A 15889-nucleotide genomic window follows, 5' to 3' on the forward strand; every position below is an offset into this window, starting at 1 on the left:
CCCGGCCGTGGCGTCCCACCTCGTCACCGGCAACGGCTTCGGCTTCGCGGTCGTCGCACCTGAGCAGGGCGCGCTGACCAAATTCTATCCGCATCCCCACAGCTACGTACGCCCGGATCCTGCGAACCCACTCGGCGAGGGGATCGAGACGGCCAACTTCATCAAGTCGCTGAGTTGGGGCGGAAGCCGCGGCAAGGTCGCCGCGGACTATGTCAATGACTCACACGTCATACGCATGCGCGGCGCGACGGGCACCGCGACGGCCTTCATGCCCTTCGCTCTGAACCGTCCCGCGCTGATCATCTCCCGGGAAGACACGCAGGCCTCCGGCTGGCGCGCGCAGTGGAACCAGCCACTGCGATCCCGAGCAGCGCTGAGGAACGGCGCGCAGCTCTTGCGCTTTGAAGGGATCGACGAGCCCCTTCTGCTGGTGCCGCTGACAAGGAGCGGAAGTTCACGTTCGCCCGGCCCGCTGGCCGGGAGTTCGGCCTGGGCTCTAGTGCCGCTGGAGCGGGTGAGCGAAGCGCAGGGGGCCATCACCGAACTCAACCGTTGGCGGGCCGGACTGTCGCCGCAGCAACTCTTGGAGCGCGAGCTCGCCGAGTTCGAACATTGGCGAGCCAGGCCTTCGGTGCATTTCAAGAGTGAACAAGAAAGGCACCTCTGGCGGCAAAGCGAAACCATGCTCCGCATTGCCCAGAGTCGCGAGCCGAACCGCTCCGGCCGTTATGGCAACGGCCTCATCGTCGCTGCTTTGCCGGATGTCTTCTCCACGCCCTGGGTGCGCGACATGGCCTGGGCGACGGTAGCCCTGATCCGCATGGGTCACCAGGCGGAAGCGCGGGCAGCGCTGCTCGCTTATTTCAATGCCCGGCCTACGGGAAAAATGCGCGCCGAGGTGAACGGCGCCGACTATCAAATATCGGTCGTGCGCTACTGGGGCGACGGAGCGGAGGAGCCCTTCTTCACGCAGGAAGGGAGCACCAACATCGAATTCGACAATTGGGGCGAAGTATTGTGGATGCTGGGCGAATATCTGCGCAAGTATGATGACCCGGGCGTGCTGGGGACCGCCACCTATCGCGGTCCGCTCTACGACAGCGCGCGCGATTTCATCGTGCAGCCGCTGATGGCGAATACGGAGAAATATGGCGACGGCCTGATCGTCGGCGCCGACACCAGCATCTGGGAGGAGCGGCAGAAGGACAAGAAGCACTTCGCCTTCTCGACGGCCATGGCGATAGTAGGTATCCGCGAGTTCGCCGACGTGGCGAAGCGGGCGGGCGACCCGCGGGCGCATGAACAAGCGCTCCAAGACCTGGCCCTTCTCGAAAGGGGCTTTGCCGGTGCCTTCATCCGAACCGGGAAGCTACGGGGCACGCTCGAGGACGGCGTGAAGAACGACATCGACGGCGCGCTCATGCCCATCATCAATTTCGGGGTCGTGCGCGATCCCGAAGTCGTTCGCGACGCGGTTGAGCGGATGGAACTGCTGAAGGTGGCCTCGGGGGGATATCGGCGGGTGCGCGGTACCTACACGGACCCGAAGATCTTCGAATATTGGTACGAACAGCAGGAGTTCCTGTTCGTCGACTTCACATTGGCCGAACTCTACCGGCGGATCGGACGGTCTCGGGAGGCTGACGCGATGCTTGCTCGCATCGTCGACAAGGCAGCGGCCGACCACAACATCATTCCCGAAATGTACGTCGCCGTCCCGTGTGAGCTCTTTCCCGGAAAGATCGGCGATCCGACCGGCGCCATGCCGATGGTCGGGTACGGTGCCGGAGCGTTCGTCCTGCACGTGCTGGAACGCGAGGGCATGACATCAAAACCGTGACGGCCGGTCGAAGGCTTCGCCCGTCCGTCGACTGCCGCATGGAATAGGGTCCGCCCTCGAATAGGCGTATGATGCACCGCCTGGAGGAGGACGGATGTCCGCTCGTCGCCTCGTTGCCATTGCCGCGTTCGGGCTCTCGGTCGCATGCCTGACGCGCGATGCGGGCGCCACCGCCGAGCCGCCCCGCATCAGCAAGCCGCGGCCCGCGCCCGACGTTCCGGCCGACGTCCCGCCGCTTCCGCCGGCGTACTTCGATCCGAGCCTCGCCATCGGCGGGCAGGACCTCAAGGCGCGGAAGATAGAGACTCGCCTCAGCGTCGAGGTGATGGTCAACGGGACCGGGCCCTATCGTTTCATAGTCGATAGCGGCGCGGATACCTCCGTGGTCGGCCTCCGCATCGCCCAGGGACTGCAGCTACCGGTCGGCCGGCCCGCGACGCTTCACGGGATGACCTCTCGCGACATCGTCGATCGCGTGAAGGTCGACCAGCTCACCTTGGGGACCGCCACCATCCGCAACCTCCTTCTCCCCGCGCTGAGGGAGGGCGACCTGGGCGGCGAGGGCATGATCGGCATCGACGCGCTCAGCCAGCAGCGGCTGATGATGGATTTCGAGAAGCGCACGGTGAAGGTGGAGGACGCCGCTTTGCCTGAGCGGAGCCTTCCCGGGGACATCGTCGTCATCGCACGGCGGCAGCGTGGGCAGCTGATCCTGACCCACGTCCGCGCTGCCGGCTTCCCGCTCGACGCGGTGATCGATACTGGATCCGAGATCACGATCGGCAATCTCGCTCTCCGCGACAAATTGATCCGCAAGAACCGCGACAAGTTCATCACCGTGCCGGTGACGGGCGTGACCGGCGAGGTCGCCAAGCTCGAGCTGGCGAAGATCGCGGAGCTTCAGCTCGGTCCGGTGACGCTCCACGATGTGCCGATGGCCTTCGCCGACGTGCCGCCGTTCAAGCTGTTCGGTCTGTCCGACCAGCCGGCGCTACTCCTGGGGACCGACCTCCTGGAATCGTTCCGGCGCATCTCGCTCGACTTCAAGGCCCGCAAGGTCCGCTTCCAGCTGCGCAGCTGCAAGACGCAGGGCGTCCTGATCAGCACGTCCCCGACCGCCTTCACGCGGCTCTCCTCGACCGGCACCCCGGACGTGTGCGGGCGTTAAGCCCAAACAGCTGTTTAACATAGGTCAAACAGGGTAATTCACTCGCACCCATAATCGAGTCGAGGAGTTCCCAATGAGCGACGCAGCGACGAACCCGGCCACTGAGCAATGGCTCGACGGGACCGGAGGTCGGATCTTCACGCGTCACTGGGAACCCGCGGGAACCCCGAAGGCCAATCTCGTCATCTGTCACGGCGTGAACTCACACGGCGGGCAGTATGCGCGGGCGGGCGAGATATTCGCGGACCGCGGCTTTGCCGTCACCGCGCTCGACCTGCGCGGGCGCGGCCGTTCGGATGGAGAGCGCTTCTACACCGAAAGCGTCGACGACTATGTCTCCGACCTCTCACTTGCGGTGGAGCTGGGCCGGTCGAAGCACCCGGACTTGCCGCTCTACCTGCTGGGTCATAGCGCCGGCGGGGTAACTTCCGTCGCGTATACGCTGGACTATCAGGACCGGATCGACGGGCTCATCTGTGAGAGCTTCGCCTTCCGCGTCTACGCTCCCGACTTCGCGCTGAAGGTGCTGGAGGGCGCCAGCCACATCGCGCCGCACGTCCACGTGCTCAAGCTCAAGATGGCGGACTTCTCTCGCGATCCGGACTGGGTTGCGCAGCTCGAGGCGGACCCGCTAACGCTCGACGAAGTGCAGCCGGTCCAGACCGTCGCTGCGCTCGCCCGGGCCGGCGAGCGGTTCGAGCGCGAGTTCGGGCGGATCACCCTTCCGGTGCTCATCCTGCACGGTACTGCGGACAAAGCGACGCGGCCCGACGGCAGCAAGCAGTTCTTCGATGAGGCGAACTCGGCCGACAAGACGCTGAAGCTCTACGAAGGCTATTATCACGACCTGCTGAATGACCTCGGCCGCGAGCAGGTCTTCGACGACATCACTGCATGGATCGACGCCAGGCTTCCGGCAAAGGCCGATGTTGCCATGCGGATGCCGGAGGTGCCTGCGGCTTAGGAGGACGGCAGATGCCCAACGACGACGTGCCTTTGGCCAAGCTCGAGCTGGCCTACCGCAACTGGCGCGAGAGCAAGGGCGGCAACTTCGAAGAGGTGCTCGACCTGTTCGACGACCAGATCGAAATGCATTCGGTGCTCGAGGAGCCGAAGCTCAATCATGAGCTGGCGAGGGTGCAGCGCTCCCGCGACGACACTCGCAACTATTTCCGCGAGCTCCTCGACAATTGGGAGATGATCGATTTCCCACAGGAGAAGATCGTCGCGGACGGGGACACGGTCGTGTGGATCGGCCGCTGCCACTGGAAGAACAAGCACGACCAGAGCGAGCTGAACACGCCGAAGATCGACGTCTGGACCTTCCGCAACGGCAAGGCCGTCCGCTTCTTCGAGATGTTCGACAGCCTGGGCTTCGCGCGAGCCGCGAGCCTGCTCTAAGCGCCGAACAGGAAGCTGTTGATCGTCAGCCGCCCGTCGCGGGGGCTCGCCGGCAGTGGCAGGCCAGCCGGGATTTCCGCGCAGTGCAGTGATCGGCTGCGATAGATGAGCCCGCGGTTCGGGCGCCCCTCATAGCTGGCGATCTTCTCGTAGAGCGGCGTGTCGCCGGAGATGTAGGCCGGCGAGGGCAGGCCATGCTCGGCAATGCCCGCGCGCAAGGCGGCCTCGAATTGCAGGTAGCGGTCACGGTCGAGCGTTTCGAAACCGGTCGCGCGCTGGCGATAGAAGGCGGTGCCGCCCATCTCCGCGCCGGACAGATAAATGAGAATGGCGATGCGGCCCGGCTCCAGCCCGTCCACGTGCGGCAGGCGCTGTATCGGCGCGAGCGCTTCGGGCGGGGTGGTGACGATTGAGAAATAGCATTCGAGGACCGGCGGCACGGGATCGAGCGCGAACGTCTCGCGGACTAATTTCTCAAGTTCGTCCCGCATGGCGTTCGACTGTGCAGGCGGCACGGGCGCGCGCAGTCCGGGATAGTGCGGTCCGATGCGGCTGTAGCTGAGCTGCTCCGCCGTTGCTCGCCACCAATCCAAATCGCAAAGCATGTCGTCGATGACGATGACCGGCTGCTGCTCGCGGCCCTGCCGGACGACGTTCGTCTGTGCTGTCGGGTTAAGTACCGGGGCCGCCATGACTCCATCTTCCACTGCTGCTAGGTCGCGGCAAGTGCGCCAGCAGGAGTGAAGCGATGGATGGGACGGAAGCCGAATCTGCCTCCAGCCTGATCGACGCGAAGCTTGCTTCCATGACCGACTGGCGCGGAGCGACGCTCGCAAAGCTGCGCAGGCTCATTCGCGAGGCCGACCCCGAGGTCGTTGAGGCGGTGAAGTGGCGCAAGCCCTCCAATCCGTCCGGCGTCCCTACGTGGGAGCATGCCGGCATCCTCTGCACGGGCGAGACCTACAAGGATAAGGTGAAGCTGACCTTCGCCCGTGGTGCGTCGCTTGACGATCCGAAGGGCTTGTTCAACTCCAGCCTCGACGGCGGGACGCGCCGAGCGATCGACTTCCAGGAGGGCGACGAGGTGGACGAAGCGGCGTTCAAGGCGCTGGTCCGCGAAGCCGTCGCGGCCAACGTCGCGAATGCCTAGGCAGAGGCGTCCCACCAGTAATTTACGAGGATGTTGAAGCGCTCGAGTGCCTCGACATGATGGTACCAGTCGCGCGGGATGAAGATGGCGTCGCCCGGTGACAGCTCCGCGGATTCTGCGACCTTGAGTGCCTCCTCGAAGCGAGGATAGCGGTCGAAATCAGGCGCGGTGACATGGACCATGCTGACCGGCGTACCGGCGGGCGTGGGGTGCTCCGGACCCATGTACAGGTCGGGCTCGGCACTCGGCGGGAAAAGGGTGAAGCGGCGCCTTCCGGCAGCGACGACTGCGATGTTGTCGACCGGGTCGTTGTGCGTCGCGACCTTAGCGGCATTGCCGATCCACAGCCGAGGCTCCGCTGAGGCGGGCACAAGCGGCAGCGGATGCGATGTGGGGAAGCCGGGCACATGCCGTTCTGCGACGAGGCCCTGCACCACGAGTGCGTGCGGCTCCTCGGATCGAGACTCTGCATCCAGCGCGCCGAGAAACGCCGAAAGGTTCCCGCGCCCGCGGATGAAGTTTAGCGAGCGGCCGTCGGCGGAATAATGAAAGCGGCCTTGCTCGCCAGGATCGGCGCGGAGCACTTCCACCGGCGCGTCGCTTGCGTGCGCGGACAGCATCGCCATGCACTCGCGAGGGTCGTGACGGGCCGCCTGGACCAAGGGCCAGCTTCGCACCACTTGGCGAAGCACCGCCGGTCGTGCTGTTGGCAGAATTTCGGCGCGGAAGACCTCGACCGACGGGGCGGTCCATTCCGGAATCGAACGCATGCTGGCATGGTGCCCGCGATCAACTCGCGTTGAAAGCCCAGCCAGAGGACGTTCGAATGAAGCACTTCCTCCTCTTCTACGAAACGAGCCCGGACTATCTCGAGCGCAGGCCCGAGTTTCGCGGGGCGCATCTGAAACTGGCCTGGGAAGCTGCGGAGCGAGGCGAGATCATCGTTGCGGGAGCACTCGCCGATCCCCCAGATGGCGCCGTGCTGATGTTCCAGGGCGAGGGCCGCTCTGTTGCCGAGACATTCGCGCAGGCCGACCCCTATGTTCAGAACGGCCTGATTACCCGCTGGCACGTGCGGGAATGGACGACCGTGATCGGAGATATTGCGGCCACGCCGGTGCGTTAGCGTCAGGGTTCAGGTCGCTTGAAGGAGTTTGGGGCCGCGTCCGTAAGGAAGCGGCCCCTTACTTTTAGCAGCTGCAGTTCTTGCAGGTGCACGGCTTGCAGGTGCAGCCGCGATGGGCGGCGATCTTCGCGGCCTGAACCTGCTGTTCGGTCAACTGAGTCATGTCCAATCTCCTCTTGCCCGGGAGTGGGCTCGACCCATATGGCGTCCGTACCATGGTACGGAATCAAGTGAAAAAAGCAGACACGATCGGAGCGCTTGCGAAAGCCGCCGGTGTCGGCGTCGAAACCGTCCGCTATTATCAGCGTCGAGGGTTGCTGCCGGAACCGCCCCGACCACACGGGGAAGTCCGGCGCTACAGCGACGACGACGTGCGGCGTCTGAAATTTATCCGCTCGGCGCAAGCGGCCGGGTTCACGCTGACGGAAATCGCCGAACTGCTGGACCTCAGCGCGTCGGATGACCGCGACCGAGCACGCGCTCTCGCGCAGGCGCGGGTGGCTGCGCTCGAGGACAAGATCCGCGAGCTTCAGGAAGCCAAGGAAGCGCTGTCCGGGCTCGCTACGGCCTGCGCGAATGAGCACGGCGGACCCTGCCCGATCCTTTCGGCCTTCGACCGCGGATAGAAAAGGGGCGCCCGCCAAACGGCAGGCGCCCGACATCCGGCGAATTTACGCGGCGGGATTAAAGGCTGTTGGTGGTGTTCGTGGTGGACGTATTGTCCATCGGATTGGCGGTCCCGTTCATGTCGGTCGTGCCGTTCATGTCCGTCGTGCCAGCATTCATGTCCGTGGTCCCGGCATTCATGTCGGTGCCCATGTTCATGTCGGTCGTGGTTGTATTCATGTCGAGGCTGGTGTCGGCATTGACCGCATTGTCCTCGGCACTGTTACCGCCGCAGGCCGCGAGTGCGGCGCAGCCAACCATCGTCGCGATCGCGATCTTGAACTTCATCTTGTCTTCCCCTGAAAAGTGAAAGGGCGGCCCTTCAGCGTTCCTCGCGTCGTTCGGCTCCTACGGCTGATCGTGCGCTCAGCCCGATGAGCCGTTGCTAGTGGCCCCTCTTCATGCTCTCTTTTCCCCATCATCGAGTTGGGGAGAGCCATGATGAAGTTGAGGAGTTTGGCGGCAGCGATGCTGCTTGCCGCCGCTGCCGTGCCGCTTCGGGCGCAGGCCAATGACGACCTGGCGAGCAAGATCGTCAACGATCCCGGCAACCCTCAGGTCAACGGAGCCAAAGCGTCTCTGCGCGACGATGCGAAGGTGCAGGGCGGAAAGGCGCTTCGCATCCAGGTCCCCAAGAAGGGCGCGAACCCGTGGGACTCCACGGCCGAGAGCACGCTTACCAAGCCGGTCAAGGCCGGAGACAAGCTGGAGTTGATCTTCTGGGCGCGGCTGGAGAAGGGCGATGGAGGTGCGACCTCGTCAAGCCTCGCCTTCGCGGGAATCCAGGTCAATGCGGCCCCTTACACGTCCGTCGTGCAGCAACAGCCCGTAGAGGTGGGCCCCGAGTGGAAGATGGTCGAGATCAAGGGCAAGGCCGACCGGAACTATCCGGCAGGGGGCCTGAAGGTGTCTATCCACCTGGCCAATGCGAAGCAGACGATCGACCTCGGGCCGATCGTCGTCCTCGACCTCGGGCCGGGCGCCTAGCCGGGGTTACTGGCTGTTCGAGCTATCGTCGGCCGCGTTGGCCGATTCCGCGTCGCTCTCGTTGAGCTGATCGAGCTGGTTGCCGAGCGTGTCGGTGCCAGCCTGATTGTCGGTGCCCGGCAGCACGCTTTCGTTCGCGGTCATCGTCGGAGCGGATTCCATGTTCTCCGCGGCCGCGGAATTGTCTTCGCTCTTCACGGTGCAGGCGCCGACCATGGCAAAGCCTGCCGCTGCGACGAAGATGGGGGTCGTCTTCATTAATACGGTTCCGTAGCAATTTGGTTTGAGGGTCCAGCGCGTGAATGCGCGGGCGGTTCCCCTAGGTGAGAACCGCCGGGAAGCTCTGCTTGAGCCCGTCCACGATGAACTGAGCCGCCAGAGCGGCGAGAATCACGCCGAGGATGCGCGTGATCATTGCTTCCAGCTTCTCGCCGACCAGGCGCATGATCGGTCCGGCGGCAAGGAGCGCGAGGAGCGTCAGGACGATCACGACGCTGATGGCTGCGAGGATGGTCGCGATCTGGGCCGGGTTCTCGGCGCGAGACACCCACAGCATGGCGCTGGCAATCGAGCCCGGGCCCGCGATCATCGGAATGGCCATGGGAAAGACCGAAATGTCCTCAGCTTCAGGCGTGCCTTCGATCTCGTGCGCCCGGTTCTCGCGCCGCTGGGTCCGGCGCTCAAAGACCATGTCCAGCGCGATCATGAACAGCATGACGCCGCCCGCGATGCGGAAGCTCGCCAGGCTGATGCCGAGCGCATGAAGCATCGGCCGTCCGAGGAGGCCGAAGAACATCAGAATGGCCCAGGCGATCAGCGCGGCGCGGAAGGCCATCACGCGGCGGTGGTCCGGCGATGCCTCGCGGGTCAGTCCCGCGAAGATCGGGGCACATCCCGGCGGGTCGATGATGACGAGGAATGTGACCAGCGCTGAGCTGAAAAGCTCGATCATTCCTTCGGCGCGGCGATATGCTGATCGAGGATGGTGCGATAGTCGCGTCCGTTCCAGAGCTTGGCCTCGAACCGGCGCTCGCCCGATGCGGCGACCCTCCACTCGTAGATGAGCGTTCCGTCGGCGGACCGGCCCTGCCCGGCATCGGCGGGGGGCTTCCCGGCGATCTTGGCCGTGGGCTTCACTTCCTCGCGATACTCCTTCGGGATCTTGTCGAAACCCGAGCAGATGGCGCGCTGCACGCGGGGCTTTTTCTGAGCGGCCATCGGCGCCGCCAAAGCGTCGCCGCCGTCGTAGCTCCACTTCCAAGACTTGCCCTCGCGCATCCAGACGGTCGTGAAATAACCGTGTGACTTGCCGGAGGCCGAGGTCCACCAGCCGCGGTTGATCGCGGTTCGGCCATCGCACGAGACCCAGCTGTCCGACGGGCCCCAGCTGATCGCCTTGGGCGGATCCTTTTTCGCAGCGAGGAACTCCTGCGCCCAGACGGCTTGCGGCGTGAACATGACCGCCGTTTCGTCGGCATACTTGCGGAACGCGGTCCATTGGCCGAGCCGCTTGGCATCGGCGGCGAAGGCGCGCTCGGCATCGACGGCGGTCATCGATGCGGCGGCGATGAGCAGAGCAAGCATCTACAGTCCCTCCGGATCGGGCAGGCCCTCGCGGCGATGCGCGGCGACCGCGGTGTTCCTGAGCAGGCAGGCGATCGTCATCGGACCGACGCCGCCGGGAACCGGCGTGATCGAACCTGCAACTTCGGCGGCCTCGGCGTACGCGACGTCGCCCAGAAGCTTGCGAGTACCGTCGGGCTGCTCGACACGTTCCTGTCCGACGTCGATGACCGATGCTCCGGCCTTGATCCAGCTTCCGCGGACGAGCTCGGGACGGCCGACCGCCGCGACGACGATATCCGCGCGGCGCACGACCTCCGGCAGGTCGCGGGTGCGCGAGTGAGCGATGGTAACCGTGCAATTGGCTTCAAGCAGCAGTTGCGCCATCGGCTTTCCGACGATGTTGGACCTGCCGATAACAACGGCTTCCAGTCCGCTAAGGTCCCCGACGTATTTCTGGAGGAGCTTGAGGCAGCCGAGCGGCGTGCACGGCACCAGCGCTTCGAGCCCGATCGACAGCCGCCCCACGTTGACCGGGTGGAAGCCGTCGACGTCCTTGTCAGGGTCGACGCGGGTGAGCACCGCTTGCTCATCGACATGCTTCGGCAGCGGCAGCTGGACGAGGATTCCATCCACGGCCGGATCGGCGTTCAGGCGATCGACGAGTGCGAGGAGCTCTTCCGTCGTCGTCTCCGCCGGAATCTTGTGCTCGAAGCTTTGGAGGCCTGCTTCGAGCGTCGCCTTCACTTTGGAGCGGACGTAAGCGGCGCTCGGCGGATGCTCGCCGACGAGAACCACGGCTAGCCCAGGCGCACGGCCGGTCTTCTGCCGGAACTCTGCGCCGACGTCGGCGACCTTCTGGCGAAGCTCGGCGGCCGTCGCCTTTCCGTCGATGATCTCGGCGGTCATGCGACCGGGTAGGCGCTGGTGTAAATCTGCGCCGCGACGCCCGTCAGAAGTCGGTCGATCACCCAGATGGCAAGCAGGACGACCAGAGGCGAAAAGTCGATCCCGCCGAAGTCCGGCATGATCCGCCGAACCGGCCGGTAGAGCGGCTCCGTCAGCCGTTCGAGTGCCGTCCACACCGCGCGCACGAAGTTGCTGCTCGTGTTCACGACGTTGAAGGCGACCAGCCAGCTGAAGATCGCCTGCACGATGATGATCAGGCTGGCGACCCACAGGAGCATCTGAATGATGGCGATGAGGGCGAGTACGATTTGCATGAGGGCGGCTTAGCCGTGCGCCCTTTCGGTAGCAATCAGGGCGCGAAACGGTTGGGGAGCGCCTCCGAGAGAATGACGGCGAAGTCGCCCGCCGAGTCGTTCCACTCGGCGATCGGCGTCCACCCGCCCGCGAGAAGCAGGACTCGCGACCCTCGTGGTCCGTACTTGTGGCTGTTCTCGGTGTGGATCGACGATCCTGAGGCAAAGGAGAACCGCCGATCCGCGATGGTGAAGCTTACGTCGCGGGTGGCGACGAGATGCATTTCAATCCGCGAGAGGATATCGTTCCACCGCGCCTCGTGACGGAAGGCATCGAGCGGGATGTCTCCGTCAAGCTCGCGGTTGATCCGTTCTAGGAGGTTGAGGTTGAAGGCGGCCGTCACGCCCTCCGGCTCGTCATAGGCCGCGAGCAGGCGGTTGATCGGCTTCACCCGGTCCATGCCGATCAGTAGTTGCGACCCCACGCCGAGGAGGTCGCGGAAGCTGCGGAGCAGGTCGGTCGCCGTCCGCGGCACGAAATTGCCGATGGTGGAGCCTGGGAAGAAGCCCAGCTTGGGGAAAGCGGAGATGCTCTCCGGAAGCTCGAAAGGACGGGCGAAGTCGGCAACGACCGGCTCGACGCGGATCGAAGGGAAGAGACCGGCGATCTCGGCTGCGCTTTCGCGTAGATAATCGCCGGAAATGTCGACAGGCACATAGACTGCCGGGCGAACGGCTTCGAGCAGCAGCGGCGTCTTCGTCGCGGACCCCGCGCCGAACTCGACGACCGCGGTTCCCGACGGGACGCGAGACGCGACACCGGGCAGGATCTGCTTCAGCAGTGCCGTTTCGGTCTGCGTCGGATAGTAGGACGGCAGCCGAGTGATCTCGTCGAACAGCTCCGACCCACGACGGTCGTAGAGCCAGCGCGCCGGGACGGCGGGGATCGGTGCGGAAAGGCCCGCGAGAACGTCCTCACGGAATGCGGGGTCGACCCGCTCAGCTGTCTCGAGCAAGACGAAGTCCTGTGAATTGCCAGCGTGCGGCCGGCGGGAAGAAGTTGCGGTACGACGCCCGGCTGTGACCGCGGGGCGTCGCGCAGCTCGCGCCCTTCAGCACGTGCTGGCCGCTCATGAACTTGCCGTTGTACTCGCCGACCGCCCCTTCGGCGGGAGCGAAGCCGGGGTAAGCAAGATAGGCGCTCCCGGTCCATTCCCACGTGTCGCCGAAGATGCCACCGCCCGGCTTCGGCAAGACCGCCGTCGCCTGGTCGAGCTGGTTGCCGATGGAGGGGTCGGCACTCTCGGCAAAGCTCTCCCATTCGGCCTCGGTCGGCAGGCGGGCCCCGGCCCAGCGCGCGAACGCGTCGGCCTCGTAATAGCTGACGTGTGCGACCGGTGCGGCGTGGTCGATCTCGCGCCGGCCGGCGAGCGTAAATTCGGTGCCCTCGGCGCGCCAGTAAAGCGGTGCGGAGATGCTTTCGCGCTGGACCCAGTCCCACCCTTCGCTGAGCCAGAGTGCGGAGTTCGTGTAACCGCCGTCCGCAATGAACTCGGCCCATTCGCCGTTCGTCACGCGGCGGCTGCCGATCGCGTGGGGGTGCAGGAAGACGCGGTGCCGCGGCCGCTCGCAGTCGAATGCGAAGCCGTCGTCGCGGGCCCCGATCTCGACGATGCCCGTTCGGCCCGGGTGGAAGGTCAGCGGCTCTGTGGCGAAGCAGGCGGGGGTCGGCAGCTCAAAGTAGGCGGGCTCCAGCGGGTTCTCGGCCAAGGTCGCGAGGATGTCGGTGAGGAACAGCTCCTGGTGCTGCTGCTCATGGTTGATGCCGAGCTCGATCAACTCGACCGCCTCAGGCGAAAGCGCAGGAAAGGCCCGGTCCAGCGCTTCGTCGACGTGAGCCCGCCACGCCCGAACCTCGTCGAGCGAGGGCCTGCTGAGCATGCCGCGCTTGGGGCGGGCATGGCGCTCGCCCTCGGCCTCGTAATAGCTGTTGAAGAGAAAGGCGAAGCGGTCGTCGAAAGCGCTGTAGCCGGGCAGATGATCGCGAAGGACGAAGGTTTCGAAGAACCAGGTGGTGTGCGCGAGGTGCCACTTGGCCGGCGAGGCGTCGGGAAAGGGCTGGATCGTCGCGTCGGCATCCGACAACGGCGCGGCCAGATCGAGCGTCACCTTGCGGGTCTTGAACAGCCGGTCCGCGAGATCGGCCGGCGAGTGCGTTTCGCTGCGGAAGGCGGGTAGGCCGTTCATGTCCCCCATCCTCGAATTCGCCGCTCGAAGCAGCAACACTGGCTATGTTGCGCTTGCGGAACGTCCTTTCAACGCCGCGAAACAACAATTGTGCCGAATGGCCTTTATGGACTTTGGGTCAGGTCCGGGTCGCACCGGGCTGCCAAAGGACGTCTCCGCCTTCCTCCGAGGCGACCTTGCGGGCCGCGACGAAGAGGTGATCGGAGAGCCGATTGAGGTAGGCGAGCAGCTGTGGATTGAGCGGCTCGGCTTCGTGCAGCGCGACGGCAGCGCGCTCGGCACGCCGGGTGACGGCGCGCGCGAGGTGGAGCGCCGAGACTGCCGGCGATCCGCTCGGCAGGATGAAGCTGGTGAGCGGCGCGAGATCGGCGTTCATCGCGTCGATCTCCTGCTCCAGCCGCTCCACCTGCGAAGCAAGGATGCGCAGCGCGCCTTCAACCTCGCCCGGCGTCGCGACGTCCGCGCCGAGGTCGAACATATCGTTCTGGATGCGCAGGAGATGCGACCGGACTTCGCCGTCGCTGAGCTCGGCAAGCGCGACACCGATCGCGGCGTTTGCCTCGTCGACCTCGCCGATCGCGGTCATCCGCAGGCTCGACTTGCTGACCCGCGACCCGTCGACCAGACCGGCCGTGCCGCCGTCTCCGGTCCGCGTGTAGATCTTGTTGAGGCGAACCATCCTCAGCCGGCCATTAGTGGCGGGACGCTCCGGCCAGGACCAGGATCAGGATCACGATGATGATGGCGACCGCCTGGAACAGCACGCGCTTGCGCATGTAGCCCTGCTGCTGTTCGCCGCTGATGTCCTTGCCGGACGCCATCGCCATCACGCCGCGGACAAGAACGTAGGCCGTCGCGCCCATGGCGACGAGGAGGAGGATCATCAGTATGATGTTCATGTCGCGGCTCTACTCGTCGGCAAATGCGAAACCAAGCGGAAGCTTGCCCGCGAGCAGGTCAGCGGCAAGTTCGCGACCATCGACGCCGGCCTCGCGCATCGCGGCAAGGGTTGGGGCGAGATCGCGCTTGGCGAGGCGGCGGCCGTCCTCGTGAGTGATCAGCGGGTGGTGGAGGTAGATCGGCTCCGGCAATTCGAGGAGGCGCTGCAGGAGCCGCTGGATCGGAGTCGACGGGCGCAGGTCGGCCCCGCGCACGACCATCGTCACGCCGCTCTCGAAATCGTCGACCACGCATGCGAGGTGATAGGCGGCCGGCGCATCCTTCCGCGCAAGGATCGCATCGCCGATTTGCGATGGCTCGGCATCGAAGCACCTGCCGTCCACCTCGGTCCACGAGGGTAAGCCCGCAAGCTCGAGCGCCTTCGCGGAATCCAGCCGCCAGCTGTGCGGTGTGGTTGCTCGGCGTTCGGGATCGTCCCGCAAGGCGCGGCACGTGCCGGGGTAAGAGGTCGCGGAGTCGCCGTGAGGGGCTGTGAGCGACTGCGCGATGTCGGCGCGCGTGCAGAAGCAGGCGTAGACCTGCCCTTTCTCACGGAGGTGGTCAAGGGCCTCCGCATAGGCCTGCGTCCGCTCAGACTGCACCAGCACCGGCTCTGCCCACTCGATACCGAGCCAGCGCGAGTCCTCGAAAACGCCTTCGACGAACTCCGGTCGGCTGCGGCCCTGGTCGAGGTCTTCGATGCGAAGCAGAAACTTTCCGCCGCTTTCTCGTGCCCGGCTGTGGCCGAGGACGGCGCTGAAAGCGTGGCCCAAATGCAACCTTCCGGTCGGGGAAGGCGCGAAACGCGTCACAATCATGTGGATTCCGGCCGAAACGACTCTTGACGGGGAATCCGCAATCTTCGATTCTTGCTCCTGTCACATCGGGTTGGCATCCGATGCAACAAGGGAAGACGGGCCCGACGCGACCCTTCTCCTCCTTGAGTGCGACAGGGCCGGAGACTTGTTCGTTGCGGGCGGACAGGAAAGGCCATTGCCCGCGTCATGTATCACCCCGACCTCATTCGCCATCCTGAAAGCTGTCCGGCGCTCGTCCTGAACGCCGATTACACCCCGCTGAGCTATTATCCCTTGAGCCTCTGGCCCTGGCAGACGGCGATCAAGGCCATGTTCCTCGAGCGCGTCGACGTCGTCGCGCACTACGATCGCGAGGTGCACAGCCCGAGTACGGCGCTGAAGCTGCCGTCGGTCATTGCGCTTCGGCAGTTCGTGAGGCCCAGCGAGTATCCGGCCTTCACCCGATTCAACCTGTTCCTCCGCGACCGCTTCAGCTGCGTCTATTGCGGATCGCGCAAGGAACTGACGTTCGACCATGTCGTCCCGCGCGCCCAGGGCGGGCGTACGACCTGGGAGAATGTCGCGACGGCCTGCGCGCCGTGCAACCTGCGCAAGGGCGGCCGTACTCCGCGGCAGGCGGGCATGCACATCGAGCGCGAGCCGATCCGGCCGACCAGCTGGCAGCTGCAGGACCATGGGCGGAGCTTCCCGCCGAACTACCTGCACCAGAGCTGGCGCGACTATCTCTACTGGGACGTCGAACTCGTGGCCTGACCTCTTAGTGGCGCGTTAACCATAAGCGC

Annotated in this window: 22 protein-coding genes; 9 read left to right on the forward strand and 13 right to left on the reverse strand. The window is 65.2% G+C overall.

Annotated features, from left to right (window positions below; translation table 11 throughout):
• Positions 1-7 precede the first annotated feature (7 nt).
• The 4 genes from LZ016_RS12750 (at position 8) to LZ016_RS12765 (ending at position 4409) form a co-directional block, all read left to right on the forward strand.
• Entirely contained in the window at positions 8-1840 is a 1833-nt protein-coding gene (locus LZ016_RS12750; RefSeq protein ID WP_241447840.1) for a glycoside hydrolase family 15 protein, read from the forward strand.
• Positions 1841-1934: 94 nt separating this feature from the next.
• The gene (locus tag LZ016_RS12755; RefSeq protein WP_241447841.1) at positions 1935-3008 is read left to right on the forward strand and encodes a retroviral-like aspartic protease family protein; all 1074 of its coding nucleotides are present in this window, start codon (positions 1935-1937) and stop codon (positions 3006-3008) included.
• 73 nt (positions 3009-3081) lie between these two features.
• Positions 3082-3972: an alpha/beta hydrolase gene (locus LZ016_RS12760; RefSeq protein ID WP_241447842.1), complete on the forward strand. Its 891-nt coding sequence runs from the start codon at positions 3082-3084 to the stop codon at positions 3970-3972.
• Between the two features lie 11 nt (positions 3973-3983).
• On the forward strand, positions 3984-4409 hold the full coding sequence (locus tag LZ016_RS12765) for a nuclear transport factor 2 family protein (protein WP_241447843.1): 426 nt from the start codon (positions 3984-3986) through the stop codon (positions 4407-4409).
• Here LZ016_RS12765 and LZ016_RS12770 read toward each other — a convergent pair.
• Positions 4406-5101: a DUF6445 family protein gene (locus tag LZ016_RS12770; protein ID WP_241447844.1), complete on the reverse strand. Its 696-nt coding sequence runs from the start codon at positions 5099-5101 to the stop codon at positions 4406-4408. The genes LZ016_RS12765 and LZ016_RS12770 overlap by 4 nt on opposite strands.
• 56 nt (positions 5102-5157) lie before the next feature.
• Here LZ016_RS12770 and LZ016_RS12775 point away from each other — a divergent pair, with 56 nt between their 5' ends.
• Positions 5158-5559, forward strand: coding sequence for a DUF1801 domain-containing protein (locus LZ016_RS12775; protein WP_241447845.1), 402 nt, complete (start codon positions 5158-5160; stop codon positions 5557-5559).
• Here the strand turns inward: LZ016_RS12775 and LZ016_RS12780 are convergent.
• On the reverse strand, positions 5556-6329 hold the full coding sequence (locus LZ016_RS12780) for a cupin-like domain-containing protein (RefSeq protein ID WP_241447846.1): 774 nt from the start codon (positions 6327-6329) through the stop codon (positions 5556-5558). The two genes, LZ016_RS12775 and LZ016_RS12780, sit on opposite strands and share 4 nt — an antisense overlap.
• A gap of 56 nt (positions 6330-6385) precedes the next feature.
• On the opposite strand from LZ016_RS12780, the gene LZ016_RS12785 reads away from it, so the two are divergent.
• Together LZ016_RS12785 and LZ016_RS12790 are read left to right on the forward strand one after the other, a co-directional pair.
• Positions 6386-6685, forward strand: a complete 300-nt coding sequence (locus tag LZ016_RS12785; protein ID WP_241447847.1) for a YciI-like protein — start codon at positions 6386-6388, stop codon at positions 6683-6685.
• Positions 6686-6915: 230 nt separating this feature from the next.
• Positions 6916-7311 (forward strand): MerR family transcriptional regulator, encoded by a 396-nt coding sequence (locus LZ016_RS12790; RefSeq protein ID WP_241447848.1) that lies wholly within the window; start codon positions 6916-6918, stop codon positions 7309-7311.
• Between the two features lie 58 nt (positions 7312-7369).
• Here the strand turns inward: LZ016_RS12790 and LZ016_RS12795 are convergent, their stop codons facing one another.
• Positions 7370-7639 carry a hypothetical protein gene (locus LZ016_RS12795; RefSeq protein WP_241447849.1) on the reverse strand — a complete coding sequence of 90 codons (270 nt, stop codon included), beginning with the start codon at positions 7637-7639 and terminating at the stop codon, positions 7370-7372.
• 150 nt (positions 7640-7789) lie between these two features.
• On the opposite strand from LZ016_RS12795, the gene LZ016_RS12800 reads away from it, so the two are divergent.
• A complete protein-coding gene (locus tag LZ016_RS12800; RefSeq protein ID WP_241447850.1) occupies positions 7790-8338 on the forward strand; it encodes a hypothetical protein in 549 nt (182 codons plus the stop codon).
• Between the two features lie 6 nt (positions 8339-8344).
• Here the strand turns inward: LZ016_RS12800 and LZ016_RS12805 are convergent, their stop codons facing one another.
• The 10 genes from LZ016_RS12805 to gluQRS all read right to left on the reverse strand — a co-directional run bounded on the left by LZ016_RS12805 (position 8345) and on the right by gluQRS (position 15107).
• Entirely contained in the window at positions 8345-8596 is a 252-nt protein-coding gene (locus LZ016_RS12805; RefSeq protein ID WP_241447851.1) for a hypothetical protein, read from the reverse strand.
• A 61-nt stretch (positions 8597-8657) separates the two neighbouring features.
• A complete protein-coding gene (locus tag LZ016_RS12810; RefSeq protein WP_241447852.1) occupies positions 8658-9290 on the reverse strand; it encodes a MarC family protein in 633 nt (210 codons plus the stop codon).
• The gene (locus tag LZ016_RS12815) at positions 9287-9922 is read right to left on the reverse strand and encodes a hypothetical protein (protein WP_241447853.1); all 636 of its coding nucleotides are present in this window, start codon (positions 9920-9922) and stop codon (positions 9287-9289) included. The genes LZ016_RS12810 and LZ016_RS12815 overlap by 4 nt, the downstream gene beginning before the upstream one ends.
• On the reverse strand, positions 9923-10810 hold the full coding sequence (gene folD, locus LZ016_RS12820) for a bifunctional methylenetetrahydrofolate dehydrogenase/methenyltetrahydrofolate cyclohydrolase FolD (protein WP_241447854.1): 888 nt from the start codon (positions 10808-10810) through the stop codon (positions 9923-9925).
• Positions 10807-11124 carry a YggT family protein gene (locus LZ016_RS12825; protein ID WP_241447855.1) on the reverse strand — a complete coding sequence of 106 codons (318 nt, stop codon included), beginning with the start codon at positions 11122-11124 and terminating at the stop codon, positions 10807-10809. The genes folD and LZ016_RS12825 overlap by 4 nt, the downstream gene beginning before the upstream one ends.
• A 35-nt stretch (positions 11125-11159) precedes the next feature.
• Positions 11160-12119, reverse strand: coding sequence for an L-histidine N(alpha)-methyltransferase (egtD, locus tag LZ016_RS12830; RefSeq protein ID WP_241447856.1), 960 nt, complete (start codon positions 12117-12119; stop codon positions 11160-11162).
• Positions 12103-13350 (reverse strand): ergothioneine biosynthesis protein EgtB, encoded by a 1248-nt coding sequence (gene egtB, locus LZ016_RS12835; RefSeq protein ID WP_241447857.1) that lies wholly within the window; start codon positions 13348-13350, stop codon positions 12103-12105. The genes egtD and egtB overlap by 17 nt, the downstream gene beginning before the upstream one ends.
• A gap of 118 nt (positions 13351-13468) precedes the next feature.
• Positions 13469-14029, reverse strand: a complete 561-nt coding sequence (locus LZ016_RS12840; RefSeq protein ID WP_241447858.1) for a cob(I)yrinic acid a,c-diamide adenosyltransferase — start codon at positions 14027-14029, stop codon at positions 13469-13471.
• Between the two features lie 13 nt (positions 14030-14042).
• Positions 14043-14249, reverse strand: coding sequence for an HIG1 domain-containing protein (locus LZ016_RS12845; protein ID WP_241447859.1), 207 nt, complete (start codon positions 14247-14249; stop codon positions 14043-14045).
• Positions 14250-14258: 9 nt separating this feature from the next.
• A complete protein-coding gene (gluQRS, locus tag LZ016_RS12850; protein ID WP_241447860.1) occupies positions 14259-15107 on the reverse strand; it encodes a tRNA glutamyl-Q(34) synthetase GluQRS in 849 nt (282 codons plus the stop codon).
• Between the two features lie 186 nt (positions 15108-15293).
• Between gluQRS and LZ016_RS12855 the strand changes: the two genes are divergently transcribed.
• The gene (locus LZ016_RS12855) at positions 15294-15860 is read left to right on the forward strand and encodes an HNH endonuclease (protein WP_241447861.1); all 567 of its coding nucleotides are present in this window, start codon (positions 15294-15296) and stop codon (positions 15858-15860) included.
• Positions 15861-15889 lie beyond the last annotated feature (29 nt).

This window comes from Sphingomonas telluris, from assembly GCF_022568775.1.
Lineage (GTDB): Bacteria > Pseudomonadota > Alphaproteobacteria > Sphingomonadales > Sphingomonadaceae > Sphingomicrobium > Sphingomicrobium telluris.